Origin of the sequence: Hymenobacter algoricola (assembly GCF_039539525.1) — a bacterium.
In the GTDB taxonomy this organism is placed as follows: domain Bacteria; phylum Bacteroidota; class Bacteroidia; order Cytophagales; family Hymenobacteraceae; genus Hymenobacter; species Hymenobacter algoricola.
This window is the reverse complement of sequence record NZ_BAABDH010000018.1, coordinates 127323-152720: the sequence shown is the minus strand read 5'-3', so window position 1 is coordinate 152720 and position 25398 is coordinate 127323. Positions and strand designations below refer to the sequence as shown.

The 25398-nt window shown below is 61.6% G+C and carries 20 protein-coding genes and 3 tRNA genes; 9 read left to right on the top strand and 14 right to left on the bottom strand.

The genetic code is table 11. The annotated features are described in order from the left end of the window. Positions 1-159 precede the first annotated feature (159 nt). A complete protein-coding gene (gene hisS / locus ABD842_RS05990) occupies positions 160-1560 on the bottom strand; it encodes a histidine--tRNA ligase (protein WP_345111424.1) in 1401 nt (466 codons plus the stop codon). 203 nt (positions 1561-1763) lie between these two features. Here hisS and ABD842_RS05985 point away from each other — a divergent pair, with 203 nt between their 5' ends. Continuing rightward, complete coding sequence (locus ABD842_RS05985) at positions 1764-2585, top strand: helix-turn-helix domain-containing protein (protein ID WP_345111422.1); 822 nt, start codon at positions 1764-1766, stop codon at positions 2583-2585. Positions 2586-2756: 171 nt separating this feature from the next. Then, on the top strand, positions 2757-3131 hold the full coding sequence (locus tag ABD842_RS05980; protein WP_345111419.1) for a hypothetical protein: 375 nt from the start codon (positions 2757-2759) through the stop codon (positions 3129-3131). Positions 3132-3271: 140 nt separating this feature from the next. Here the strand turns inward: ABD842_RS05980 and ABD842_RS05975 are convergent, their stop codons facing one another. From ABD842_RS05975 to ABD842_RS05930, 10 genes are all read right to left on the bottom strand, one after another. Then, the gene (locus ABD842_RS05975; RefSeq protein WP_345111417.1) at positions 3272-3625 is read right to left on the bottom strand and encodes a hypothetical protein; all 354 of its coding nucleotides are present in this window, start codon (positions 3623-3625) and stop codon (positions 3272-3274) included. A 246-nt stretch (positions 3626-3871) separates the two neighbouring features. Continuing rightward, on the bottom strand, positions 3872-4498 hold the full coding sequence (locus ABD842_RS05970; protein WP_345111415.1) for a DUF2459 domain-containing protein: 627 nt from the start codon (positions 4496-4498) through the stop codon (positions 3872-3874). Between the two features lie 154 nt (positions 4499-4652). Then, positions 4653-7103 carry a TonB-dependent receptor gene (locus tag ABD842_RS05965; RefSeq protein WP_345111413.1) on the bottom strand — a complete coding sequence of 817 codons (2451 nt, stop codon included), beginning with the start codon at positions 7101-7103 and terminating at the stop codon, positions 4653-4655. A 229-nt stretch (positions 7104-7332) separates the two neighbouring features. Continuing rightward, positions 7333-7716, bottom strand: a complete 384-nt coding sequence (locus ABD842_RS05960; protein WP_345111410.1) for a hypothetical protein — start codon at positions 7714-7716, stop codon at positions 7333-7335. Positions 7717-7848: 132 nt separating this feature from the next. Further along, a complete protein-coding gene (locus ABD842_RS05955; protein WP_345111407.1) occupies positions 7849-8265 on the bottom strand; it encodes a carboxypeptidase regulatory-like domain-containing protein in 417 nt (138 codons plus the stop codon). 898 nt (positions 8266-9163) lie between these two features. Further along, positions 9164-9304, bottom strand: a complete 141-nt coding sequence (locus ABD842_RS05950; RefSeq protein WP_345111405.1) for a hypothetical protein — start codon at positions 9302-9304, stop codon at positions 9164-9166. A 753-nt stretch (positions 9305-10057) separates the two neighbouring features. Continuing rightward, the gene (locus ABD842_RS05945; protein ID WP_345111402.1) at positions 10058-11455 is read right to left on the bottom strand and encodes a toxin-antitoxin system YwqK family antitoxin; all 1398 of its coding nucleotides are present in this window, start codon (positions 11453-11455) and stop codon (positions 10058-10060) included. Positions 11456-11655: 200 nt separating this feature from the next. Continuing rightward, positions 11656-12840: an acetyl-CoA C-acyltransferase gene (locus ABD842_RS05940; RefSeq protein WP_345111399.1), complete on the bottom strand. Its 1185-nt coding sequence runs from the start codon at positions 12838-12840 to the stop codon at positions 11656-11658. Between the two features lie 102 nt (positions 12841-12942). Continuing rightward, positions 12943-13929 (bottom strand): tetratricopeptide repeat protein, encoded by a 987-nt coding sequence (locus ABD842_RS05935; RefSeq protein ID WP_345111396.1) that lies wholly within the window; start codon positions 13927-13929, stop codon positions 12943-12945. Beyond that, entirely contained in the window at positions 13926-14900 is a 975-nt protein-coding gene (locus ABD842_RS05930) for a vWA domain-containing protein (protein ID WP_345111393.1), read from the bottom strand. Before ABD842_RS05930 ends, ABD842_RS05935 begins: the two co-directional genes overlap by 4 nt. Before the next feature lie 194 nt (positions 14901-15094). On the opposite strand from ABD842_RS05930, the gene ABD842_RS05925 reads away from it, so the two are divergent. From ABD842_RS05925 to gyrB, 5 genes are all read left to right on the top strand, one after another. After that, positions 15095-15182: transfer RNA gene (locus ABD842_RS05925), tRNA-Ser, on the top strand. Between the two features lie 84 nt (positions 15183-15266). Beyond that, positions 15267-15340, top strand: a tRNA-Pro gene (locus ABD842_RS05920). A gap of 50 nt (positions 15341-15390) precedes the next feature. After that, positions 15391-15464, top strand: a tRNA-Arg gene (locus tag ABD842_RS05915). Positions 15465-15663: 199 nt separating this feature from the next. Continuing rightward, entirely contained in the window at positions 15664-17079 is a 1416-nt protein-coding gene (locus ABD842_RS05910; RefSeq protein ID WP_345111390.1) for a T9SS type A sorting domain-containing protein, read from the top strand. Positions 17080-17317: 238 nt separating this feature from the next. After that, the gene (gene gyrB, locus ABD842_RS05905) at positions 17318-19294 is read left to right on the top strand and encodes a DNA topoisomerase (ATP-hydrolyzing) subunit B (RefSeq protein WP_345111388.1); all 1977 of its coding nucleotides are present in this window, start codon (positions 17318-17320) and stop codon (positions 19292-19294) included. Positions 19295-19430: 136 nt separating this feature from the next. On the opposite strand, the gene ABD842_RS05900 is transcribed toward gyrB, so the two are convergent. From ABD842_RS05900 to ABD842_RS05890, 3 genes are all read right to left on the bottom strand, one after another. Next, positions 19431-20330, bottom strand: coding sequence for a helix-turn-helix transcriptional regulator (locus ABD842_RS05900; RefSeq protein ID WP_345111385.1), 900 nt, complete (start codon positions 20328-20330; stop codon positions 19431-19433). Positions 20331-20334: 4 nt separating this feature from the next. Beyond that, on the bottom strand, positions 20335-21543 hold the full coding sequence (locus ABD842_RS05895) for a PDDEXK-like family protein (protein WP_345111382.1): 1209 nt from the start codon (positions 21541-21543) through the stop codon (positions 20335-20337). Positions 21544-21642: 99 nt separating this feature from the next. Next, positions 21643-22389 carry a DNA translocase FtsK gene (locus ABD842_RS05890; RefSeq protein WP_345111380.1) on the bottom strand — a complete coding sequence of 249 codons (747 nt, stop codon included), beginning with the start codon at positions 22387-22389 and terminating at the stop codon, positions 21643-21645. 179 nt (positions 22390-22568) lie between these two features. Between ABD842_RS05890 and ABD842_RS05885 the strand changes: the two genes are divergently transcribed. Together ABD842_RS05885 and ppk1 are read left to right on the top strand one after the other, a co-directional pair. Next, on the top strand, positions 22569-22943 hold the full coding sequence (locus ABD842_RS05885) for a RidA family protein (RefSeq protein WP_345111378.1): 375 nt from the start codon (positions 22569-22571) through the stop codon (positions 22941-22943). A gap of 44 nt (positions 22944-22987) precedes the next feature. Further along, entirely contained in the window at positions 22988-25327 is a 2340-nt protein-coding gene (ppk1, locus tag ABD842_RS05880; protein WP_345111375.1) for a polyphosphate kinase 1, read from the top strand. Positions 25328-25398 lie beyond the last annotated feature (71 nt).

Genomic DNA, 25398 nt, shown 5'->3' with positions numbered 1-25398 from the left:
GCGGGTGAAAAAGGCGGGGGTGGGTGGCCCGAAAGTTCCTGAATCTTTTCCAGACCCGCCCGGTTGCCGGCATTCCTCATTCCGGAAACCGGAACGGGCCTCATGGGACCTATCCAGCCTAATCCGCAAAAAGAACGGTCATGCCGAGCATGGGGCGCTTCAGGCCAGCGCCGCCACCACCTGGGCCAGCGTCAGCGTCTGCTCCTGGCCGGTGCGCAGGTCTTTGAGCTTGAAGACGGCGGCGGCGCGCTCCTCCGAGCCCTGCAGCAGCACGTAGGCCACACCCTTGCCGTCGGCGTACTTGAACTGCTTGGCCAGCTTGGCCGGCTCGGGGTATAGCTCGCTGGCAATGCCGGCCGCCCGCAGCCCGCGCAGCACGGGCAGCATGGCCGTCATGTTGTCGGCGTCGAAGTTGGCAATCAGGCAGCGGGTGGTGGCCGCGGCGCCCTCCGGAAACAGGCTCAGCTCTTCCAGGCAGTCGTAGAGCCGGTCGACGCCGAAGCTGAAGCCCACGCCCGACACGCCGGGCAAGCCAAAGGAGCCGGTCAGGTTGTCGTAGCGGCCGCCGCCGCTCACGCTGCCCATGTTCACGTTGTTGATCTTGATTTCGAAGATGCAGCCCGTGTAATAGGAGAGGCCCCGGGCCAGGGTGGGGTCGAATTCGAGGTTCCCGAACTGCTCGAAGCCGAAGCCGCGCAGCAGCTCCAGCACCTGGCCCAGCTCGCGCAGCCCCTTGTAGCCGTCGGCGTGGTCGGCTTCCACGCCCGCCGTCACGAAGCCGGCCAGCAGGCGCTCCAGCTTTTCCTGGAAGTCGCCGCTCACCGACAGCAGCTCAAACAGCGTGTCGATAACCGGCGCCGAAAAGCCCCGCTCCCGCAGCTCCGTGGTCACGCCGTCGCGCCCGATTTTGTCGAGCTTGTCGATGGCCACGAACAGGTCGGACTCGCGGCCCTCGCCGCCCAAGGCCTGGTAGATGTTGCGCAGCACCCCGCGGTGGTTGATTTTGATGGTGAAATCCGTCAGGCCCAGCGCGTTCAGCACCTCGCACATCATCAGCACGATTTCGGCCTCGCAGAGCAGCGAGTCGGTGCCCACCACGTCGGCGTCGCACTGGTAGAACTCGCGGTAGCGGCCGCGCTGGGGCCGGTCGGCGCGCCACACGGGCTGAATCTGGTAGCGCTTAAACGGGAATACCAGCGTGCCGCGGTTCATCACCACGTAGCGGGCGAAGGGCACGGTGAGGTCGTAGCGCAACCCTTTTTCGGCTACTTTGGGCAGCACCCGGCGGGTGGCTTTGCCGTCCTCGTTGGTCAGGTCGTCGGCCGTCACGTCCTTGAGGAAGTCGCCGGAGTTCAGGACTTTAAACAGCAGCTGGTCGCCTTCGTCGCCGTACTTGCCGGTGAGTACCGACAGGTTTTCCAGGGTCGGGGTTTCGAGCGGGGCGTAGCCGAACTTCTCGAACGTGCGGCGGATGATGCCGAAGATATAGTTGCGGCGGGCCACTACGGCCGGGCCAAAGTCGCGGGTGCCTTTCGGGATGCTGGGCTTCTGAATGCTCATCGGGAGGGATGCGGAATGATGCCGCGAAGGTACAACGGGTGGCCTGACTTCAGCCTTTGCCGGTCGTATTGCCCCCGGCAAGAATGCTCACATCATCATGTGGGGCGCCATGACGCATTCTTACAATGAGTCAGGGTCGGGGAAGCCGTACCTTTAAAGAGCTGGTTTTGTGGCGCAGTACCTGCTTTACCTCCCTCCCCACCATGCATATCCAATCGTTTCCACCAGTGCCGGCGCTGGCCACCTACGTGGAGCAGTATTGTCTGTGGGATGATGAGGCCACCCCGCAGACTCCGGTCCTGCACCCCGTATTTCCGGGGCTGGTCAATGGCCTCAACGTGCTGTATGGGGAGCCTTTCGAAACCGTCACCATTGCCGGCAACGAAGTGCTGACCACGCCGGGGGTAGAAATGATCGGGATGGTGACGGAGCGCCGGCTCTACCTGCGCCAGACCGGCCGGGTAGGGGTGCTGGGTGTTTATTTCCAGCCAACGGGCTTCTTCCGCCTGTTCGGCGTGCCCATGTCGGCCGTCACGGATGCTACGCTGGAGCTGGACAGCGTGGCCGGACAGTTTGCGCGCGAGCTGCGGCAGCGCGTGGGCGAGGCGGGCACGCCGGCCCAGCGGCTGGCGGTGGCCGAGGAACTACTGCTGCGGCAGCTGCGCCGGGTGCAGCCCGCGTCGGAGGTCATTGCGCGGGTAGCCACTTGGATTCGGGGGCACCACGGGCAGGTGTCGGTAGAAGCGCTGGCGCATGCGGCCAACCTGAGCCGGCGGCAGCTGGAGCGGCGGTTTTGGGCCGAAGTAGGCACTACGCCCAAGCTGTATGCGCGCATTGCCCGCTTCAACCACGTTTTTCAGCTAGTGGAGCACACTTCCACTCCTGACTGGCTCGATGTCAGCCACCAGTGCGGCTACTTTGATCAGGCGCATTTTATCCGGGAGTTCAAGCACTTCACCGGGGAGTCGCCGGGAGGATATTTCCAGCACTACAATGACTTTGCCCGCTTTTTCTGGGCTCGTTAGCCGGCCGCGTCGCATTCGTCCAATACTTCGGCAGACGGCCGCCTTATCTTTCCTAGGCGCTTCTTTTCGCCCTTCCCACTTGCCCCGTTGCTCAGCGGCCCCGGAACCCCGCTTTGGGCCCCACGGTCCCGCCAGGCCTCTTTTTTCTCATTCCAACCTCATCCTGAACTCATGAAAGCGAACCGACTTCTCTATCTGGTGCTGGTCAGCATGCTGCTGTTTACTTCGCTGGCTTCGGCCATGCCGCGCCCGCGCCCGTTGCCCGTGGGAGGCTACTGGAACCTGGAAACCAACCTGGCCACCCGCGACTACACCATTGTGCGCTTCTACGACGCCCAGGATCAGCTCATGTACGAAGAGCGCCTGGACAACCTGTGCCTCGATCTGAGTGGTGGCACCAGCCTTTGCCGCCGTACGGCCCGGCGGCTTGATGTAGCCCTGCAACAGGTTCTGCGGAATCCTTCCTCCGCTGGGGAGACTACCACCATGCTGGCCCTGCAACTTGGTCAGAACCGTCGGGTGCAACGCTCCTACGCCGTCCGCTAGGCTTTTCTTGAGGGCTATACCGCCGCCGCCTTCGTGAACTGTGCAATGCGCCTACGCCGTCCGCCAGGCGCGCGGGGTTGGCGGTAACATGCTGCTCTGTACCCATTGTTGTGCCTTCCCGGGGCATACCAGTAGGGTGGCTAATACTCCATTCGGCTTATCTCCTGCACGGCGTCGAGCAGTGTGAGGGCCAGCAGGGGCTGGGAGGGCTCGTCGAGGTCGAGGAAATGGAAGCGCATCGGGTCGGGCACGTGGCACATGACGAGGCGGCGGTTCTGGGCGTGCAGCATAAACGAGTAAGCCAGCAGCAGGTCCACGGCTTCCTCGCTCAGGCACTCGACCAGGCTGCAGTCGACCAGCACGGCGTACTTGCTGCTGCGGCTGGCCCGGTGCAGGGCCCGGGTGAGCTTCACCTCGTTGGGCTCGCAGCCGACGTCGGGCGAGAGAATCAGCAGAAAGCCGTTGGGCAGCAGTTCACGTTGAACATCAAGCATAAGAATACGATAAGGGTAAGCAAACCGGGCGGCCCCGCTCAACCCCGGCCGGCCGCTTTTGGCAGGCCGGGGTTGAGCGGGGCGGTATGGGTGTATCGGTGAAATTCCGCGCGAGTTGCACTTTGGGGAGTGATTCCCGCATCATTTATAGTTTTTATCGGCCCCGCCCAATTGGGCCGGTGCTGCCGGCGGCGGCAGCCAATTTCTGCCGGCGCCCTGGCCGGGTGGGCTCCGGAACCGGCCGCCCTACTGCTCCTTCAGGCGCCGGAGCTGGGTCAGGACCGGGCCGGCCAGCGGCGTCTTCAGGGCCGTACGGACGCCGGTGCGGCGCAGCAGGCGGGTGGTCCAGTCGTTGCAGGTGCGCAGGGCATGGTAGCGGCCCCGGGCGCGGAAGAAGAAGTCCTCCGCCGTGTAGCCGGCCGCGTGGTAGCGCTGAAAACGGCCCAGGCTGTCGGGGGCAAAAGCCTGGGTCAGCTGCCCGGCCAGGACGCGGTATTCGTCCGGGGTGAGGCGCAGCTGCACGGCTCGCCGCCCCGGCCGCGGGGCTTGCCGGTAAAAATCGACGTTGAGCAGGGTCGGGCCCGGCACCAGGGCCCGGGCAAAAGCGCCGGGGCCGGGTAGCCGGCCCCCGTAGGAAGCCCTGAAAAACTTCTCGCTGCCCCAGCCAAAGGCCACGTAGCGGTAGGTGCCAAACGTGGCTTCCCAGCCCGGCTGATTGAACGCCGGCAGCCAGAACGTGTGCGTGCGGCTTTCCCGCAGCGGCAGCACCAGCGACGTATGCCAGCCGTTGGACACCACGAACACCGGGATACCGTCGGGCGCTGGCCGGAACTGCCGGTTAACCGGAATCAGGGCGCCGCCAAGGAAAAGCACCAGAAAAGCCACCGCTGCCTGCATGCTGCCAGCAACAGCGGCCGCGGGTGGAAAGTGTCAGGCCGCCGCCGCTAGTCGGCCAAAACGGGTCAGGCCCACCGCCGGGGTAAGGCAGAGGGCCTGGGAATAGCAGTGGTTAGGCGGCGCCGCAAGGCTACCCGCCGAAGCCGCCCCCGCCGCCCTGGGGCTGGCTGTCAATCTTTTTCCCCGGCTTGTTGGAGCCGAAATACCAGGCAAAGCCCAGGTAGCCCACCCGCGTTTCGTACTTGTTGTCGTAGGTGGCCGCGAAGCCCGGGCCAAAGGCGGTGGTGCGCTGCTGCTGGGTGTTCAGCACGTCGCTCACGCGCAGGGTGAGGGCGCCCCGGTCATGGAACAGGCGCTGGCGCAGGGCCACGTCCAGCCCGCCCTGCGGGGCCAGCCGGCCCTGGGGCGTGAGCACGGCGGCGCGGTAGCTGCCGGTGAGCTGCACGTCGAGTTTGCTGGTCGGGTTGAAGGTGTTTTGCAGGCGCAGGGTGCCCGTCAGGTTGCGGCGGCTGGCCTCGGTACCCGTCGCGGCCGTGATTTGGTTGCGGAACAGCGAGCCGCTGGCCGTCAGGCGCCACCACTTGGCCAGGCTCTGATTCAGGGAAACCTCGGCACCGTAGCTGGTACTCTGCCCCACGTTTTTGCTCAGCTCGGCCGTTACTACGCCCCCGGCGCCGTTGAGGCGCGTCGCCACGGTGTCTACTTCCCGGATGCGCTGGATGGAGTTGGTGGTCTGGCGGTAGAAGACCGTGCTGCTCATGCTGGCGCTGCCCACGGTAGCCTGGTGCCCCAGCTCGAAGGCGTTGATGTATTCGGGGCGCAGGGCGGGGTTGCCGAGGCGGTAGCTGCGCGGGTCCTGGTAGAGCGGGAAAGCCAGCAGCTGCATAAAGCCGGGCCGGTTGAGCCGGCGGGCGTAGCTGAGCTGCAGCTTCTGGTCGTGGGGCAGGGTGCGGGCCACGGTAGCCGAGGGAAACAGGTTGAGGTAGCGCAGCCCGAAGCGGCCCTGGCCGCCCACCACCTGCCCGTAGGTATGGGTGTATTCGGCCCGCAGGCCGCCCTGGTAGCTCCAGCGCCCGTGCTGGCTCTGGTAGGTAGCGTAGCCGGCCTGCAGGTATTCGGTGAAGTCATAGGCAAAGGAGCGGTCGGCCACGCGGGTGGGCTGCTCGGGGTTTTGCAGCAGCAGGTAGTCGTCGATGCCGTGGTTCTGCTGCCACTGGCCCTTCAGGCCCAGATCCAGGCGGTGCAGCGAGTCGAGCGGGTGGGTGTAGTCGAGCTGGCCATACACGGCGTGCAGGCGCACCTGCAGCTCCTGCTGCCACTCGGGCTGGGCTGTGCCGGCCGCCGTCACCTGCTGGCCCACGTTCACGTTGGCCCACAGGTTGGTGTAGCCCAGGTTGGTGGTCAGCTCCCGGCCTTTGTGGGCCGCCCAGGTGCGGCGGTAGTCCGACGACATATCCAGGGTACTCACGTTCTCGTTCACGTGCAGGCGGTTGTCCTGGCGCGTAGTCGAGTCGGGGGTGGTCAGCGTAGCCAGCTGGGTGCCGATGTTGGTGCCGCGGGTCAGGTTGGGCTCCGCCGTGAAGGTCAGGCTCTGCTCGGGCGAAATCGTGTAGTCGAGCCCCACCCGGCCGCTGTGGTTGCGGTTGTGGCGCTGGCTGCGGCCGGTCTGGTCGATGCGCAGCGGGCTTTGCTCCAGGGTGGTGGTCTGGTGCAGGTCGTTGCGGCTGCGGTAGCGCTCGTCGCGCAGGTCGTAAGAGCCGAACAGGTTCAGCTTGCCGGTGCGGCGGTTCAGGCTGAGCGACGGATTGTACTTGTCGCGGGTGCCCAGGTTCAGGGTTGCCTGGCCGTTCCAGCCGTCTTGTCGCTGCTTTTTCAGAATGATGTTGATGACGCCCCCCGCGCCGGCCGCATCGTAGCGGGCCGAGGGGTTGGTGACGACTTCCACCTTCTCAATGGCGCTGGCCGGAATCTGCTCCAGGCGGGTGCCGGTGGCGCCGTTGCCGGCCCCGGAGGGCTTGCCGTCGATGAGTACCGTGATGTTGCTGCTGCCGCGCATACTCACGGTGCCGCTGGCATCCACGCTCACGGAGGGCACGTTCTGCAGCACGTTCACGGCCGTGCCGCCCACGCTGCTCAAGTCCTTCTCCACGTTGATGACTTTCTTGTCGAGGTTGTCGACCACGGCCGCCCGCTCCCCCTGCACCGTCACGCCGCGCAGGGCCGTAGCCGTGGGCCGCAGCCGTAGCGCCCCCACCTGTCCTTGCGGGGCCGCCGCCGTCAGCACCACCAGCTGGCGGCTGGGCTGGTAGCCCAGCACCGTGGCCCGCAGCTGGTAGGCGCCCAGCGGCAGGTGGTCGAGGCGGAAGCTGCCGTTTTCGGCCGTTGCCGCCCCGGCTACAAAGCTGGAATCCTGGGCGCGCAGCAGCACTACGTTGGCAAAGGACAGGGCTTGGCCCGTGCTCTGGTCGAGCAAAGTGCCCGTGACGGCGCCGGAACTCTGCGCCGTGGCAGCCAATGGGCCCAGCAGCAGCACTGCGCTCAGGGCGCGAAAAATCCGCAATAAATTGGGGAAGAAGTTCATCAGACAGGTAGTTGGGATGACCCCGACGGTGCTGGACAGGCTGATAGCAGAGCAGCAGGGGGGGCAGCTATTTTAAAAGTACTGGGTGATACAAGGTAAAGGCGCAAAAAAAAGCAGGAATCGGAGGGGTTCCTGCGCGTAGGCTGAGCGCCAAGTCAGTGGTTCGACTGCGGGCCCGGGTGGCGGCAGGCAGACTGGCTCCGCCACCCGGGCAACCTGTAAGGCAGGGCTAGCGGGCCGCAAACGTGCCGCCTTTCGGGGCGCGGTGGTAGCGGCCCAGGCCGTTGGCTACCATGGTCGTATTGCGGGTGCGCTGCACCTGCACCAGGGCTTTGCTCAGCATGCGGGCCGTGCGGCGGCAGGCGGCCGTGCCTTTGCTGGGGTCGAGGCACAGCTCATTGAGGCGCTCCTCGTAGATTTTCTCGTGCTGCGCCGAGTAAAAGCGCACGATGCTGTAGTCGCGGTGGCTCTGGTCCGATTCGATGGTCCAGTAGCCGGTGCCGGCGGGCCGGGCATCCTCGGTGTAAGTGGTGGTTTGGGCGGTAGCCAGGGTGATGGACAGGCCAAACAGGATAGCCAACAAACTCAGACGGGCAAGCAGGAAAGTTTTCATAGTTCAGAAAGACAAAAAGGTTGGAAGTCAGGAAAGCAAAGGCAAGGCACTGGCCGTAAGCCCCCGGAAAGCCGGGGCCAAAGGCAAAAGCAACTGAAAAGGCAGGGTGGGTCGGGCAGCCCGGAACCGGGGCTAGCGGGCGGCCAGCAGCACGCGGGGGGCCGTCGGCACCGGGGCCGGCTGGGTGGCTAAGGGCTGCAGGGCTACTTTGCCCATGGCCACCGTGGTCTGCTTGGCGTGGAAAGCTACGGCCGGATACTGGGCGCGGTAGCCGAGCACCGTGGTGCGGAACGAATACTGCCCGAACGGCACCCGGGAAATTTCAAACGTGCCATCGGCGCGGGTGATAGCCGTCCGGATCAGGGCTTTGTCGGAAGCGCGGAGCAGCACCACGGTGACGTTGGGGATAGGCTCTTTGGTGCTGGCATCCAGGAGCTTACCCGTGAGCGTGCCGTGCCGCAGCGTCTGGGCCTGGACCGGAGCGGCCCCGGCCAGCAGCAGGAAAAAGGAGAAAATGGCCAGGGCACGGTTGAGAAGGGACGTTTTCATAACGACGGGAAAAAAGGGGAAAGAAAAGGAAACGGTCAGCCGATGCGCGCCTGGAAAGCCGCGGTTCTGTCCCGTAGCACGGGGCTGAGCCAAAAAAAGTGAGAGGAACCTCAAGCCCGCTAAAGCAGCTCGGGAGCTGGGAAGCGGGGCAAAATCTCAGCTCAGCTAGCTGAAACGGCTCTGAGAGGCGGTTGGCCAAGTCCGGGGGGGAAGCCGGACCGCCGCCAGGCAGAGTAAAGGAACGGAACAAAGGTAAATTACAGTACTATGTAAAGCAAGGTACTTTTGAAATTAATTTTTCTGAGTCTCCAAAAACAGCAGGGAACGGGGAAGGAATTAGACGGCAGCGGGGAAAAGCCGGTAGCTTAGCTGGGGCCGTCGGAAGGGTAGATGGCTGGCTGTCTGGCAAGGTTGCCTGGCCTTTCAGAAAAAGCGCCAGACTCGTTCGGCTGGCCCTGGGGCAACTGGTGAATTCCGTTCTTTCGTCTGAAAAGCGGGTTTCTGGCCGGGAGGAGCATATACACCAACCCAAAATTCTGCCGGAGCAGCACCGCGCCCACGAGGGGCAGCTGGCCGCCGGGCACTACCGGCGGTGGGGAAGCGGCTATTTGAGCTACTGACTACGAAACGATTCGTAGGTTGCAGGGCTCGTATGCTCCCCGTAAAATATTTTCAACTTTTTTTAGGGGTCAGGCTATTTCAGCCGCTTTTAGGCTGCTTTACCCATCCCGCACCAGCCAGATACTGCTGGCTCTACCCTGCTATTTTTTTTGAGCCTTTGGCTGCCGCTTCCCGGTTCTTGTTTTCAGGCTTCCAGAGGCCGTTTTGGAGAGTCGGGGTAGGAACCGAGCGAAAGCGAAAAGCTGCCTTCAGACGCTATTTCAGCACCTCCGAAATTTTAGTAGGCTGAGTACTTGACTGCCAAGCCCGCTAGGGCCGTGACGGTAAAGAGCACCAAGGCGAAGCGGTTAGCCCGCTTGCGGTATTGCGGCGACTGGTTGCGGTCATCGTGGAAGATGGGGAAGGCAAATGGAATCATGGCGTACGAAGGGGTTAGGTGAGATACAGATACTATATCGCCAGAGCAGGTAGCGCATTACAGGTAACCGGCTAAAATTTTCTTTGGCTTAACGCTTCTTTTGTTATTCAGCCCTTTTTCCCGACTGGGGACGATTTTGTCACCCGCCGCATGAGCCCCTGACGCATTTGATTATCGCTAAGTTCTCCGTTCAGCCAAAGAGTCGGGTTGCTGGATGAAACCCATACTCCTCTCAGTACTCTACCGTGCTATTTTTTTTAAGCCTCCCGGTGCTGCCTCCCGACCATCCATTTCAGACGCTGTTTTGGCACTGCAGAATTTTTAGTAGGGTAGCGTATGCTGCCCCACTACTGCAATGCCCCTTGTTCTCAGCGCCGCATTGCCGAAGCCCGCCGGCGCCCAGAGTATCCCAAAAGGCTCGGTAGAAGCGGACGGCAGCAGTCGTAAGTGGCGAAGAAGTGAGCAGGGCAACCGGGCGGACAAGGCGGAAGCCCGCCGCTGGGTTGGCGAAGAAAGTCTACGCGCTGTTCCGCCGGCTGCTCGGGCCGCCGACACCGGGGCAACAGCGGCTTTTGCCGGCAGGAACATGCCTGGAAGTCTAGCCCGGCTTACAGACAAGCCGGCATTCCAACGGTTGCACCCGAAGCCGCCACCCGAACGAAGGCCCCCACCAAGCCGCTGCCGGCGTTCCGGATGCCAGCGGCGACTTGGTGGGGGCCTTGCCTAGACGCAAACGGGCGGCAGCTTCCAGGCTTACTTGGCGGCTTTCACTTCCTGGCCGTTGCGGAAGGTTTTCTTCTGTACCACCGTCTTACCATCGGGGCCATAATAGGTCCAGAGGCCGGTTTCGCGGTTGTTGCGGAAGGCGCCGGCAATTTCGGGCGTGCCGTCTTCGCGCAGCTGCCGGAAGGGCCCCACCTTGACGCCCTTCACGTAGGTCGTCTCCTTCCTGAGCTTGCCCGAAGGGTAGAACTCCTGGCCCAGGCCGCCGGGCTTGCCGCTTTCGTAAACGACTTTGCTCTGCAGCGCGCCGGTGGGGTAGTAGAGCAGCTTTTCGCCTGCCAGCCGGCCCGCCGCGTAGGTCTGCTGCTGCTGCACCTGCCGGCCGCCGGGGTAAAACGTGCGCCACAGGCCGGCCATCTGCCCGTTTTTAAACTGCTGCTCCTCGTGCGGAAAGCCGTCTTCGAAGTAGGTGGTGATTTTCCGGTCCCGGCCCTGGTTGGCGTACTCAATCTTCTGCTCGGGCTTGCCCGACTCGTAAAAATCGTCCTGGGTGCCTACCAGCGTGCCGTTGCGGTAGTTCAGGCGGCTTTTCACGGCCCCGCTTTCGTAGTAGGCCTTGGCCGGTCCGTCGAGGTTGGAGGTGCCGCCGGCCAGGCTTTTGGCCTGCTTGGTCAAATCGTCCGCCAGGGGGTTTTTAATGGCCCGGCCCGAAAACGTGGCGGCCACGTAGGTGCCTTCCGTGCGCAGCTTGCCCGAGCGGTAGTAGCTGTGGTAAGAGCCCCGGCCCGACTTGTCGGCCAGCACCTCGGTCTCGGTCTGGCCGTTGTCGTAGTAGGTTTTGTACGGCCCCGCCAGCAGCCCGCGGCTGTAGGTACCCTCGCTCTGGAGCTGCCCGTTGGCAAAAAACGTTTTCACCGGCCCGTTGGCCTGCCCGTTCTGGTAGGTGATTTCCACCTTGGATTTGCCCGACGGGTACAGCTCCCGCACCGTGCCGGCGGGCTGGCCGTTGGCCAGGGTCGTTTCCAGCTTTATTTCCCCGTTGGGGTGGTAGTAGCGGAGCGTGCCGGTGGGCTGGTCGTTTTCGTAGGTGCCTTCCTGGGCTAGCTTGCCGGTTTCGTAGTAGGTTTTGAACGGACCCTGGCGCACTCCGTCGCGGTAGGTTACTTCGAGGCGGCGCGGGCCGCCGGGGTGAAACTCCACGTAGGCCGAGTCGCGCTTGCCGCCGGCGTAGCGGGTCTGGGCTTCGAGGCGGCCCGAGCGGTAAAAGCGCTTGTAGGGCCCTTCCATCACGGTGTCGCCGGCTACGATGGCCGAGTAGATTTCCCGCTTGCGGGTGTTGGTCGAGTCGTAATAGGACGTAAAGCGCCGCAGCTTCTGGGCCTGGGCGGTGGTGGAGAGCAGGAGCAGCAGGAAAAGAACTCGTTTCATAGCGCCAAGAACGGGGGAATGGGGAAAGTATTTCTTCAGCCGGCTGCAGGGAGGCCTGCCAGATCCTGGACTGAAGCCGGGGGACCGGGCCGCCGCCGGCTGACTTCGGCCGAAAACAAAAGCCCTGCCGCAAAAAATGCAGCAGGACTTCAGGGCAGGACTACCGCTAAACCCGATGGGTCAGGCGGCTAAAGCACCGGTTAGATCTTCTCGATGACGAGGCTGCTGGCGCCGCCGCCGCCGTTGCAGATCCCCGTGACGCCGATTTTGCCGCCTTCATTGCGCAGCACGTTCAGCAGTGTGGTCACGATACGGGCCCCCGAAGCCCCCAGCGGGTGGCCCAGGCTGACGGCTCCGCCGTACACGTTTACCTTCGAGCCTTCCAGGTTCAGCAGCTTGTTGTTGGCCAATGATACCACCGAGAAGGCCTCGTTGATTTCGTAGAAATCCACTTCCGAAGCATCCACGCCGGCATTTTTCAGCGCCTTCGGAATAGCCAGGGCGGGCGTGGTGGTGAACCACTCCGGGGCCTGCTCGGCGTCGGCGAAGCCCCGGATGATAGCCAGCGGCGTCACGCCCAGCTCGGTGGCCTTCTCGCGGCTCATGAGCAGCACGGCGGCAGCGCCATCGTTGAGGGTGGAGGCGTTAGCCGCCGTTACCGTCCCGCCCTCTTTAATAAAGGCGGGCTTCAGGCCGGCTACTTTGGTGAAATCGACCTTCAGGTATTCCTCGTCATCCTCCACTACCGTCGTTTTGCCGCGGCTCTCGATGGTCACGGGGATGATTTCGTCCTTTTTCTTGCCGGCTTTGGCCGCGTTGGCGCTGCGGGTGTAGCTCTCGATGGCAAAGGCGTCCTGCTGCTCGCGGGTGAAGCCCATTTCCTTGGCCGTATTCTCGGCCGCGTTGCCCATGGCGTAGTCGTGATACGGGTCCCAGAGGCCGTCGCGCACGAGGCCGTCAATCATCTGGCCGTGGCCGTACTTGGCGCCGAAACGGGCTTTGTCCAGGTAGTAAGGGACGTTCGACATGCTTTCCATGCCGCCGGCCAGCACCACGTCGGCCTGGCCCAGCATGATGGCCTGGGCGCCGTACATGATGGCCTTGGTGCCCGAGGCACACACTTTATTGACGGTGGTGCATTCCACGGTATCGGGCAGACCGGCTTTTTTGGCAGCCTGCCGGGCCGGAGCCTGACCCAGGTTGGCCGAAATAACGTTGCCCATAATCACCTGCTGCACTTCCTTCGGATCAACGCCGGCCTTTTCCAGGGCGCCTTTCAGGGCAATGGCCCCCAGCTCGGTAGCCGACAACGACGACAGGCTGCCGCCAAACGAGCCAATAGGAGTACGCACGGCGGCCACGATTACAACTTCTTTGATTTGCATAAGCTTGCGAAGGGTGGGGTTTGGTTGGATTGGACGGTAAAGGTAAGAATTGACGGGCAGCACACGGCTACCCCCACTCCCGAGTCACCGCGGCCCGGCAGGCTACCAGGCGGGCTTGCCGGAATCCGGCTTACGGACGGCTTTGTGCGGCAATTGCTGCAAATACTGCTGCTCGGCCGCGTTCAGGGCTTCCAGCAGCTGCCGGGCCTGCCCCGAGCTGAGGTTCATCTGCTGCAGCCGCTCCCGCTGGGTCTGCAGCTGGGTTTCGTTGGGCGCCGCCGGCTCTGAGCCGGCCCGCCGGCTGGCTCCGGTGGCTTCGGCGCCCGGGCCATTGTCGCTCAGGCCCCGCACGCTGCCGGGCTCGGTGCCGCGGGCTACCTGCTGCGGCTTGCCCGGGCCGGGCTGAAACCCTCCCGGCGCGCCCGTGCCGGGGCTGGAATCGGAGCGGGCGGGGTCGCGCTGGCCCTGCTGGTCGGCTCGGGAGCGGGGAGCGTTCTGACGGTCGGCGGGCTTGGTTGGGTCGTCGAGCTGGCCGCTGCGGTCCTGGCCGGCCCGGGGGCGGGGCTGCCGTCCCGGGTTTTGCCGATCGGGGGGGCGCTGCTCGGGCGGTCCCGCGCCATCCGGCGCCGGGGGCGGCAGCTGCGGCTCCTGCTGCCGCTGGTCCAGGTAGGCTTTCAGGGCTTCGTAGTTGTAGCGGGCGCCGGGGTTAGTGGGGTCGGCAACCAACGCTTTGCGCAGCAGGCTGAGGGCCTGGGCGTAGTCGCCGGTGCGGGCGGCCAGCACGGCCAGCTGCTGGCGGGCAATGCTGCGCACCGCGGGCTGCCGGCTCAGCAGCAGCCGGCCGTACATGCTGCGGGCTTGCGCCCGCTGTCCGGCCTGGGCGCTGGCGTGGGCCAGGTTCAGCACCACGGCTTCATCCCGGGCGCCCAACTGCTCCACGGCCTTGTGATACTGCTGCGCTGCTACCGTAAAGTTACCGCGGGCGTAGGCGACCTCCGCCCGCTGAATGGCCACATTCCGGTCCCGGATCCGCGTCAGGCTGCCCCAGCTGCCCAGCATCAGCAGGCTGGTCAAGACGAGAGTTTTCAAGGGCGGATTACTTTAACGGTGAGTATAACGTCGAGCAGCAGCAGGGCCAGGGCCAGCAGCAGCGGATACCGGTAGCGGTTGTCGGCCACCGACACGGTGCGTACCTGCTCGGCCTGCCCTTCCACCCGGTTCAACGCATTTACCAGCAGCGGAAATTCATTGCGCCGGTCCGTAAGCTCAAAATACTGCCCGTTGGTTTGCTCGGCCAGCCGCCGCAGCATGAGCGGGGCCAGCTTGCTGACGGCATCGCGCCCCTGAGCATCACGCACGAAGCGGCCTCCTTCCCGCGGCACGCGGGAGCCCTCCAGCGTCCCGACTCCCATGGCAAACAGCCGGGCACCGGAACGGGTCAGCTCGCGCAGCGTCGGCTCGATAGTTTCCCCAAAGTCTTCCCCGTCGCTGATCAGCACGACGGCCGTGGCCCGGGGGGGGCTGCCCGCCACTGGTGGGGTAGCGGCAATACGGGTGAGCAGCAGGTTCAGCGGGGCGGCCAGATCGGTGGTGCCCACGGGCACCAACTCCGTCTGTAGCGTATTCACAAAAAGCTGCAGTGCCCCCTGATCGTACGTCAGCGGGCATTGCACGAAGGCATCGGCGGCAAATACGATCAGGCCGATCCGGTCAGCCTGAAAGCGGCTGATCAGGGCCGTCAGCTCGGCTTTGGCCTTGCTCAGGCGGGTGGGAGCTACGTCGGGGGCGTTCATGGAGCGCGACAGGTCTACCAGCAGCCACACATCCTTGCCCGAGGTGCGCACGGGCTGCTGGGTAACGCCGTAGGCCGGGCCCCGCAGCGCAATCAGGAACAGGGCGAAGTACAGCAGGCGCAGGCCCAGCTTCCAGCCCAGCCGCCACGCCTTTTGCCGCAGCGGCAGGGCCAGCCGGCGGGTGCGCAGGGCGTAGCCTACGTACAGCCCCAAAAAAATCAGGGCGGCCGTGGGCTCGGTCCAGGATAGCGGGAAGGCCCAGTTCATAGGCGCAGGCGGGGAGCCAACTGGTTAGCGTTCATTCGGAAACGGGCCGCGGGCAGCATTCGTGAGAGGGCAAAGATAGGCCCTGGCGGGGCTTGCGGCGGGTTTGGCAAAAGAAGTTATTTTTTTTCGGAGAGTTTGTTTTTCGGGACTAGTCGTATATTTGCGCACTCTTCGGACGGAAGAGCAGCCTTTCTGGAGAGATGGGTGAGTGGCTGAAACCAGTAGTTTGCTAAACTGCCGTAGCTCTAAAGGTTACCGGGGGTTCGAATCCCCCTCTCTCCACATTTCCGGAATGTTGAATTTTGGCGGTTGCGTTTTGAGTGCCGGTCATTCAGAAGCCAACCGCTAAAATTCAACATTTCTTTTCGGGGTGTAGCGTAGCCCGGTATCGCGCCTGCTTTGGGAGCAGGAGGCCGCAGGTTCGAATCCTGCCACCCCGACTTCAATGTAGCCGTCAGCCCGCCTTCGGGGCAGGCGGCTATTTGTTTTTGACCCCGTAGCTCAGCTGGATAGAGCAGCTGCCTTCTAAGCAGCCGGTCATGTGTTCGAATCACATCGGGGCCACGTTGTACCTGAAAAGCCCTGACTGTCGCCCCGATAGTCGGGGCTTTTTTTGCTTTTATCGTTGCGCTTTGCTGGTATTTTTTTAGGAAAAGCAGTAGATTGCTGATCCCTGCGGTGGCTTTTGCATATAGAAAAAGTCTTAGCTTGCCATCGATTCCAACCAGGGTTGCACCTCCCTACCACTCACTTTTTCCCCTTCATGAAAAAAAACTTACTCCCTCTGGCCTTACTCTGCGGATTAGCCTTTTCGGCGCAGGCGCAAACCAACTCGAAATGGACGCTGCAGAACACGACCGGCGCCGCAACGCCGCCTAACTTCTTATCCCGTCAGATTCAGACGGTGAGCGAGCAGGTCGCTTGGCAACTGATTCAGGAAAGCGTTGATGGAGCTTCCACCAACCTGTTCACGCGCACCATCAACGGCGGTTCGACTTGGTCGTTCAACGCCGTCACCGGCGCGGCTAACTACCAGGCCGCTGGTATTCACGCGCTGGACGGCAACACGGCCTTCGTGGCGCAGTTTGGCGCAGCCGGTGGCGGTGAAGTGGTGAAAACCACCAACGGCGGCAATTCCTGGACCAAGTCCACGACCATTTCGCAGTTTGCTGCTCCGGCGGGCTTCAACAACTGGGTGTACTTCTTCGATGCCAACAACGGTGTTTGCCTGGGCGACCCGAACGGTCCGGGTGCTGCTTACTTTGAAATCTACACCACTAGCAACGGCGGCAATACCTGGGTGCGCGTACCTTCTTCCAACACTCCGGCGCCGCTGGGGCCCGGCGAATACGGCTTGGTAGGCTCGTACTTTGCGTTGGGTAACACTATTTGGGCGGGCACTACTAACCTGTCAAACCCCTCAGATCAGAATTCCGGTATTCCAACCCGCATCCTGAAATCGACGGACCGCGGTCTGACCTGGACGGCTTCAGTCCAAACGACTCTGGTGGGTTCTGTTAGCAAAATCGCTTTTACCGATCAGAACAATGGTATTGCTTTCAATGCCTCCACAACAGGCGGTATAAACCTGATTGGTACCACTGATGGCGGTGCTACTTGGACTCCTCGCGCTTATACGGGTAACTTCAACTGCTTCGACATTGACGCAGTACCGGGTACGAATATGCTGATTAGCGTGGGGTCTTCTGTTTTGCCGGTTGCTACTACCGCTGATTATGGCTCCTCCTACTCCACCAACAACGGCCTGACTTGGATTGATATTGACCGCCGGAATTACTATTCATCGGTTGATTTCATTAGCCGCACGGTGGGTTATGCCGGCGCACGTACGGATGCCAACGGCGTCGGGGGCGTGTACAAAGCCAACGCGACCATTCTGGGCAACCGCAACGCGGAGCTGCAGAAGGCGCTGTCGGTTTATCCTAACCCCAGCGCTTCGGGCGTATTCAACCTGCAGCTGGCTACGGGCATCAAAGCCGGTACTTCGGTGCGCGTGTTCGACGCCGTTGGCCGCCTGGTGCTGAGCCAGACCCTGAACGCTACGGCCATTGCCTCGCAGCTCTCGACGGTGGACCTGAGCAAGGAGAAAGCCGGCCTCTACACGCTGGAGCTGCGCACCGAAAACGGCGTCGCTCAGCAGAAGCTGGTGATTGAGTAACCCCGCGAAACGCTTCGCTTTTTCAAAAAGCTCCTTCCTTATGGAAGGAGCTTTTTTGTTGCTCGGTTACGCCGATCCGGGAGCAAAGGGGCTGGGGTCCGAAAAATGCCGTGACGACATTTAAAAGCCTGTTTTCGGTTGCTGCTGACCCGCCCGCAAACGCCGGGAAGCTGGCAAAAACCGGATAAAATAGGTATCTTTGTAAGTAAGCAAATAAGCTGCAACAAGAGCGTTACACATGAGCGAACCGAAAGTAAACAAAGTCGACGATCAGTACTCTGCCGATAGTATTCAGGTATTGGAAGGCCTGGAGGCCGTGCGCAAGCGGCCGTCTATGTACATCGGCGATACGGGCACGAAAGGGCTGCACCACCTGGTTTGGGAAGTTGTCGATAACTCTATCGATGAAGCGCTGGCCGGGCAGTGCGACCATATCGAGGTCCATATTCATCCCGGCAACGCCATATCCGTCCAGGACAACGGCCGCGGTATTCCCGTGGGTATCAACCAGAAATTCGGTAAGTCAGCCCTCGAAATTGCCCTCACCGTGCTGCACGCCGGGGGTAAGTTCGACAAGAACAGCTACAAGACCTCCGGGGGCCTGCACGGCGTCGGCGTATCGTGCGTGAATGCGCTGAGCACCCACACCCACGTAACCGTGGAGCGCGATGGCCACGTGTACGAGCAGGAATACCACATCGGCGTGCCCCTCTACGATGTGCGGGAGATAGGCGACAGCACGGGCCGCGGTACCCGGGTTATGTTCCAGCCCGACCCTTCCATCTTCGATGAAACGCTGGTGTACTCCTACGAGCGGATTGCCACCCGCCTGCGCGAACTGGCTTACCTGAACCGCGGTATCCGCATCGTGCTGACTGACCTGCGCACCCCGGCCGATGGGGGCGAGGAGCAGCGCGACGAGTTCTACTCCCAGGGCGGCGTGGCCGAGTATGTGCAGTACCTCGACAACAGCCGCACCGTGCTGATGACGCGGCCCGTGTACGTGGCTACCGAGCGCGGCATCCCGGTGGAAGTGGCCTTCCAGTACAACGACTCATATCAGGAGCACATCTTCTCCTACGTCAACAACATCAACACCCACGAGGGCGGTACCCACGTGGCGGGCTTCCGCTCGGCCATTACGCGGGTGCTGAAGGCCTACGCCGAGAAATCGGGGGAGGTCGCCAAAGCCAAAATTGAGATTCAGGGCGACGACTTCCGCGAGGGCCTCACGGCCGTTATTTCGGTGAAGGTGCAGGAGCCTAAGTTTGAAGGCCAGACCAAGGGCAAGCTGGGCAACTCCGAAGTGAGCGGCGCCGTGAATCAGGTGGTAGGCGAGATTCTCAACCAGTACCTGGAGGAAAACCCCAAGGAGGCCCGCATCATCGTTGAGAAGGTGATCTTGGCGGCCAAAGCCCGCGTGGCGGCCCGCAAGGCCCGCGAGATGGTGCAGCGCAAATCGGTGCTGGGCTCCAACTCCCTGCCCGGCAAGCTGGCCGACTGCTCGGAATCGGACCCGGCGCTGTGCGAGCTGTATCTGGTGGAAGGCGACTCGGCTGGCGGCACCGCCAAGCAGGGCCGCAACCGGGCGTTCCAGGCTATTCTGCCCCTACGCGGTAAGATCCTCAACGTGGAGAAAGCCCAGGAGCACCGCATCTACGAAAACGAGGAAATCCGTAATATGATTACGGCCCTCGGCGTGAGCTTCGAGAAGAAGACCGACGAGGACGACGGCAGCACCACCCGCTCGCTGAACCTGGACAAGCTGCGCTACCACAAGGTCATCATCATGACCGATGCTGATATCGACGGCTCCCACATCCGGACGCTGATCCTGACGTTCTTCTTCCGCTATATGCGCGAGCTGATCGACAAGGGCTACATCTACATTGCCCTGCCGCCGCTCTACCTGGTGAAGCGCGGCAAGGAAGAGCGCTACTGCTGGACCGAGCAGGAACGCTCCGCCGCGCAGGAAGAGCTGGGCCGCGGCAAGCCCGAAACGGTGAACGTGCAGCGCTACAAAGGCCTGGGCGAGATGAACGCCGAGCAGCTCTGGACCACCACCATGCAGCCCGACACTCGCTCCCTGAAGCGCGTGGATGTGGACTCCGGCGTGGAAGCCGACCACCTGTTCTCCATGCTGATGGGCGACGAGGTACCGCCCCGGCGCGAGTTCATTGAGAAGAACGCCAAGTACGCCAAGCTGGATGTGTAGACCACGGATTCCGGCGGATTTTTCGGATTCCACGGATTTTGTGGCCGGCTCAGATTCCCCTTTTTGGCTTTAATATTATCAACAAAAACAGCCACCCTGAGCAGAGTGGCTGTTTTTGTTGATATGTGCCCAATGGTCAGCGGTGGGCGGCGTGGGCTTCTCTTACCCACGCGCGGAGGCTGGCGGGTGCCAGCACCTCTACTTCGGGGCCGTAGCTGAGTAATTCCATGCGCAGGTCGTGGGTATCGTAGACGGTAAGCTGGATGCTGATAGCGTCTTCATCAACTGCTACCACTTGCTGAGAGGCGTGTAGTGGATAGCTCAGCGCATAGCGCCCCTGCACGGGCTCGAAGCGCAACCGAATTTCCTGGGGTTCTTCTCCGTCCGTAGGGCGGGTGATGCCGAAGCAGTGGGTGAAGTAAGTGGCCGCGTCAAAGGCGGGTGGGGGACTGAATTGGTCGGAAGAGGGCAACAGGTGATGAATCCGGTCAAGGCCGAAGCAGGCCAGGCGGCCGCTGCCCACCATCACGGCCACCACGTACCAGCGCCCCCGAAACTCGCGCAGAAGCAACGGGCCAATGGTGCGACGGTGGGGTTGGTCGTCCCAGTGCTTCTGATACTCCAGCTCCACAACCTGACGGGCTTGGGCTGCCTGCAAAATTGGCCGCAGATACTCCAGGCCCAGCGGCCGGCGTGGCTCCGTCTGCACGAAGGAAACCAGCGCCGCTGGCAGCCGCAGGAACTCCTGCAGCTCAAACGCCTCCAGCAGCCGCTGTTGCTCTGGCAGTAGCGGGTCAGTTTCGGCAATGCAATAGCCTTGGCCCCGCTGGTGGCGGATGGTTACGCCGAAGTTTTCGGCCATCAGCGGAATTTCGCGCTGAAACGTGCGCAGCTGATAGCCGCCGCTGAAGTCGCCGACGCTGGTGCTTTCCAGCAGGTAGCGTTGCAGCTCCGCGAACGGAATAGCCCGCCCCCGCGCCTGTTGCAGCCGCTGGATGAGGTGGAACTGGCGGCGCAGGTGGGCGTGGGCGGGCATTACTTTACGCAGGCGTTTGAACCGGAGTGAAATCAGAATTAAATTGCTGTTGTAGTGCTATTTGTGTTACAGCTATGAATTCCTGCAACTCCTGAAAAAACTGGCTAACAATGATTCTTCGCTTCTCAGGATTTGCGAGTTGAAGTGTGACAGGAGTGTTAAATGACTCAAAATCGATTTCGGTGTTATTGGACTTCAAACCAGCCCAAGACGGGGAGTGTTGTGTTGTCAATGGTTCGATAGCCATCTTTATTTTTGAGCGAAGCTCAGTTTGAGTTTCATCGAATGGATATGGATAGCCATAATATATCGGTCCCTCGTTACGCTCTATTCTAACATTAACGCCTGCTCCATGTAGATTGCCTACACAGAAACTTAGCCCATACCAGGGGCTCCTATTTCTACTCCCATGTACTGTTCTTGATATAGATTCGTCAGAAAATTTACCGATAGTAGATACCTCGTATTTATTTTCAACCAAGGCAAGTAACTCATTCCAGAAATCCCACTCTGTATGCCACCGCACGTGGCTCCAGTTGCGAGCGATAATAGCAGCTTGCTCGGCATTATTGTCCTTGGCCATTAGAGTAAGCACCTGCTGTTTTTCTTCTTCGTTCATGGTCTTGCCGGTTAATTGATGGATTAGTTGTTGGTACTGTATTATTGTTTCGCGTACGGAGGGCTTCAGGGCCGCTTCTTTTATGCAAGCAGTCAGCCACCTGTCAATTTCCTGCGAATAGGCCAGGCACCTTACTTCTGCTTGCAAATCCCCGACTGACCAGTCAGAGGGAGGATTCCCATCAAGAGTGAGATAGAACAGGGTAGGGGTGCGGAGTGAACGCACCACGATGTCGTGGTATCGCTTAAGCTGCTCGTGCTGGTCGCCAGCGTAAATCTTGTTCTCGATAACGATGGCCTGATGACGGTCCTGTATAAGGATGTCAATATTGGCGTGCTCGCGCAAAACCTGTACGGTATCATAGCTCAAAGACGGCAGTTCGCATTCAACGGCAAACAGCCGCAAGAAAGCGTCTTCCATACCGTGACTGCCTTTGGGATTTAGCAGCTCATGAAGAAAGCGGGAGTGCAGGTTTACTTCGTCATGCTCCGGGCGTAGCAAGCGAAAGATATTGAACGAGTCTGTAGATTGCCGGCCTTCCTGGCGTAGACGAATAAGCTCTAGCTTATCGAGTAGGTGTTGTAGTTGTTGCATGAAGCGAAAGTAGAAGGTTTTAAGTGGAGTCTGTATTGCCTTGGGGTTTATATTTTGGCGAGTTTATAAATCGTGAAGATTATATATTCAAGCAAGGATTTATTTTTTTCTTGCTACCTCATACCCATCTCCAGCCTGCCGCCTGATAACCCCCGCAGCTTCCAATTCCTCCAATAACCGGCAGGTACGGTGGTAGCCGGTGCCGAGGTGACGCTGCAAAAAGCCAACACTTACTTTCTGGTGTTCTGCGATTAAGCGGACCGCTGCCGGAAATACTTCTTCCGGCGGCAGAGCTGGCCGGGGTGCCAGGGCGGGAGTGGGAGCGGAGGACGAGCCATAACCGATCAGTACGCTGACCTGCACCTCCTCGGCAAGGTGATGCCGGACGCCATGACCAAATAGCACTTCCACCGCTTGCCCGACATGCGTCTGCAGGTATTCCGTAATTGTTGTCAGCTCATCCATGTGTATTCCGGCAGATGGTGCGCTGATAATAGAGAGGAGCACCGCGTTGGCAGGCCCCGCCGATACTGGCCCCAACGCACCCTGCTGGCACGCCTCCATAGCGGCGGCGGCAGCCCGGAAGGCCCGGTCTGGCCCACTGCGGCCGGCGCTGCCAATCTGCAGGCCATTCGCCCGAAACAGAACGGTGCGGACATCTTCAGCATCAACACTTAGGTCTCCAGAGAGCAGGACTTGCTGACTGAGCAGATGAAACTGTGCCAGAAATCGGCTTCGCGAAGCGCTGTACCCGGCGGAAGAAGCTGGTTGGTTGCGGGCTTCCCACTCGGTCAGTAATGCTTCCGCCAGCTCGGCAGGCGTGAGGGCATTTAGGTCTTGTAGCATCAGGTAGCATGATGAGATGGCGCAAATGTGTCCGGACAGCGCGTCAAACCGTGTCGTTGTGAAAAACTTTCGCGGCTTCTTTCGCTCCCAATTGCCCCAAACCGTGGCAAGCCGCTATCTTGCCTACCACGGCGGTAGCTCCGGTCGTTCCTGCACAGCCTCACCCCAACCTTTCCCTCATGCGCCATAACATCTCCTCTGATTCGCCCTGGGAAGAAATGGTGGGTTACTCCCGGGCCGTGCGGGTAGCTAACGTGGTGGAAGTGTCGGGCACTACGGCGCCGGCCGAGGGCGCGTATGAGCAAACCCGGCAGGCGCTGCTGAAAATAGAAGCGGCCCTGCACGCGGCCGGCGCTACTTTGGCCGACGTGGTACGTACGCGCATATACGTCACCGATATTACGCAGTGGGCCGCCGTAGGGCGGGCGCATGCCGAAGTGTTCGGCGCCATCCGGCCGGCTACCAGCATGGTGCAGGTAGCGGCGCTGATTGCCCCGGAGCTGCTGGTTGAAATTGAAGCCACCGCTATTATTTCCCCGGACGAAAACGCGTAACTGAGCTCTTCCGCTGCGTATATTACCCGGCCTTACCCTTTGCTATGAAACTCTTCAAATCCGCCGACCTTATCCGCAAGAGCAAGTACATCAGCCGCGACCTGAGCTGGCTGCGCTTCAACTACCGCGTGCTCGACCAGGCCAAGGACGCCGGCCGTACGCTGTTCGATCGGCTCCGGTTCCTGGCCATCACCTCGTCCAACCTCGACGAGTTCTTCATGATCCGCGTCGGCTCGCTGTACAACTACCTTGATTACGGTAAGGAGCGCGTCGACTACTCGGGGCTGCGGGAGCTGCCGTTTCGGCGCAAGCTGCTCGACTTTGCCCACCGCTTCGTCAACGACCAGTCATTGACCTACCTCAATGAGCTGAAGCCCCAGTTCGAGAAGAACGGCTTCAACATCCTGCGTATGGATGAGCTGACCGAGCTGGAGCTGCGCAAGGCCGAGGGCTACTTCAAGAACACGGTGTTTCCGCTGCTCACGCCGATGGTGTACGACTCCTACCACGGCTTTCCGCTGATGATGAACCAGATGCTCATCTTCGGCGTGGCCACCAATATCGGCAACGAGTCGGGGACGGGGCCGGTGGAGGAGGGCAAGGGGCAGGAGCGGCTCACCTTCGTGCAGATTCCGCAGAACCTGTCGCGCTTCTTCGAGCTGACCCGCAAGGACAAGGTCATCTTTGTGCCCATTGAGGAAATCGTGCGGGCCAACCTGCCCAAGCTGTTCCGCAACGTGGAAATCGTGTCGGCCAACCTGTTCCGCATCACCCGCAACGGCGACTTCACCCTGGAGGAGTCCGACGACATCGACGTGGACTTCATCAAGGAAATTCAGGTAGGCCTCAAAACCCGCAAAAAAGGCCGCGTGGTGCGTCTGGAGGTGGAGAAAGATGCCTCCCCGGTGATGATGGCCGTGCTCAAGGAGCGCTGGCAGATCGACAACGGCAACGTGTTCGTCATCAACTCGCTGATGGACATGAAGGGCCTGCTGCAGATCCTGAAGCATCCCAACTTTAGGGGCAGGTCGACGCGGCCGCCCGCGACGGTGGCCCCGCTGAGCCTGCCCGAGGGCAACGAGGAAAACATGTTTGAGTTTCTCAAGCACCACGACGTGCTGCTGCACCACCCCTACAACAACATTGAGCCCGTGGTGCGGCTGCTGGAGCAGGCCGCCGAAGACCCCCACGTGCTGGGCATCAAGCAAACCATCTACCGCCTCGCCGACGACTCGCGGGTGAGCGCCGCCCTGCTGAAGGCCGCCGAAAACGGCAAGCACGTCTCGGTGCTGTTTGAGGTGAAGGCGCGCTTCGACGAGGAAAAGAACATCCGGGAGGGCGCGCGGCTGGAAAAAGCCGGCTGCTTCGTGATTTACGGCGTCAGCAAGTACAAGACCCACACCAAGCTGCTGATGATCATTCGCAAGGAAGGGGAGAAGGTGACGCGCTACGTGCACATCGGGACCGGCAACTACAACGAGCAGACCAGCAAGCTCTACACCGACGTGAGCCTGCTCACCACCAACGACGTGTACGGGCACGACGTGTCGGAATTCTTCAACGTCATCACCGGCCACTCCCAGCCCGACGAGTACGAATACCTGATTACGGCGCCCAAAGACATGCGCCAGCAGCTCATTCAGCTGATCCGGGAGGAGGTGCGCAATGCCAAGAAGGGCCTGCCCAGCGGCATCGTGATAAAGATGAACTCGCTGGAAGACAAGGAGCTGATCGACGAGTTTTACAAGGCTTCCAGGGCCGGCGTGCCGGTGCGCTTTATCGTGCGCGGCATCTGCTGCCTGCGGCCGGGCCGGGCCGGGCTGAGCGAAAATATCGAGGTGCGCAGCATCGTGGGCGACTTTCTGGAGCACGCGCGGCTGTTTTACTTCCACCAGGCCGGCGAGGCCAAGGTATACGCCGGCTCGGCCGATGCCATGGTGCGCTCTTTCGACCGGCGCATTGAGGCCCTGTTCCTCATCGTCAACCCCCAGCTTAAGCGCGAGGCCATCAGCATTCTGATGCTCAACCTGCTCGACAACCAAAACTCCTACCAGATGCGCGAGGATGGGGCCTACGTGCGCTGCCAGCCCGAGCCGGAAGAGCCCATCGTCAACATTCACCGCGACTTCTACCGCCGCGACGAGGAACGGCTGGCCGCCGCCACGCCCGTGGGGCTGCTGCACCTCATGTTTCAGCAGGCCCGCCGCCAGCTGGCGGCCGAAGCCGCGAAAACGGCCGAGGCGGCGTCCCTGGAAGCCTGCCCCGATCCCGTTGATGAGGAGGAAACCGAGGAAGCCGGCGCCGAGGCAGCGGCGGACGACGCCCTGGCGCAGGCCCTGGTGGAAGGGGAGCCGAACGCCGAGGACGGCTTTGCCAACGCATAGGGCGTTGCTCGCTTTTCGTCTGTCATCCTGAGCGAAGCGAAGGGCCTTCCTCTGATTTCCTGCAAAGTTTA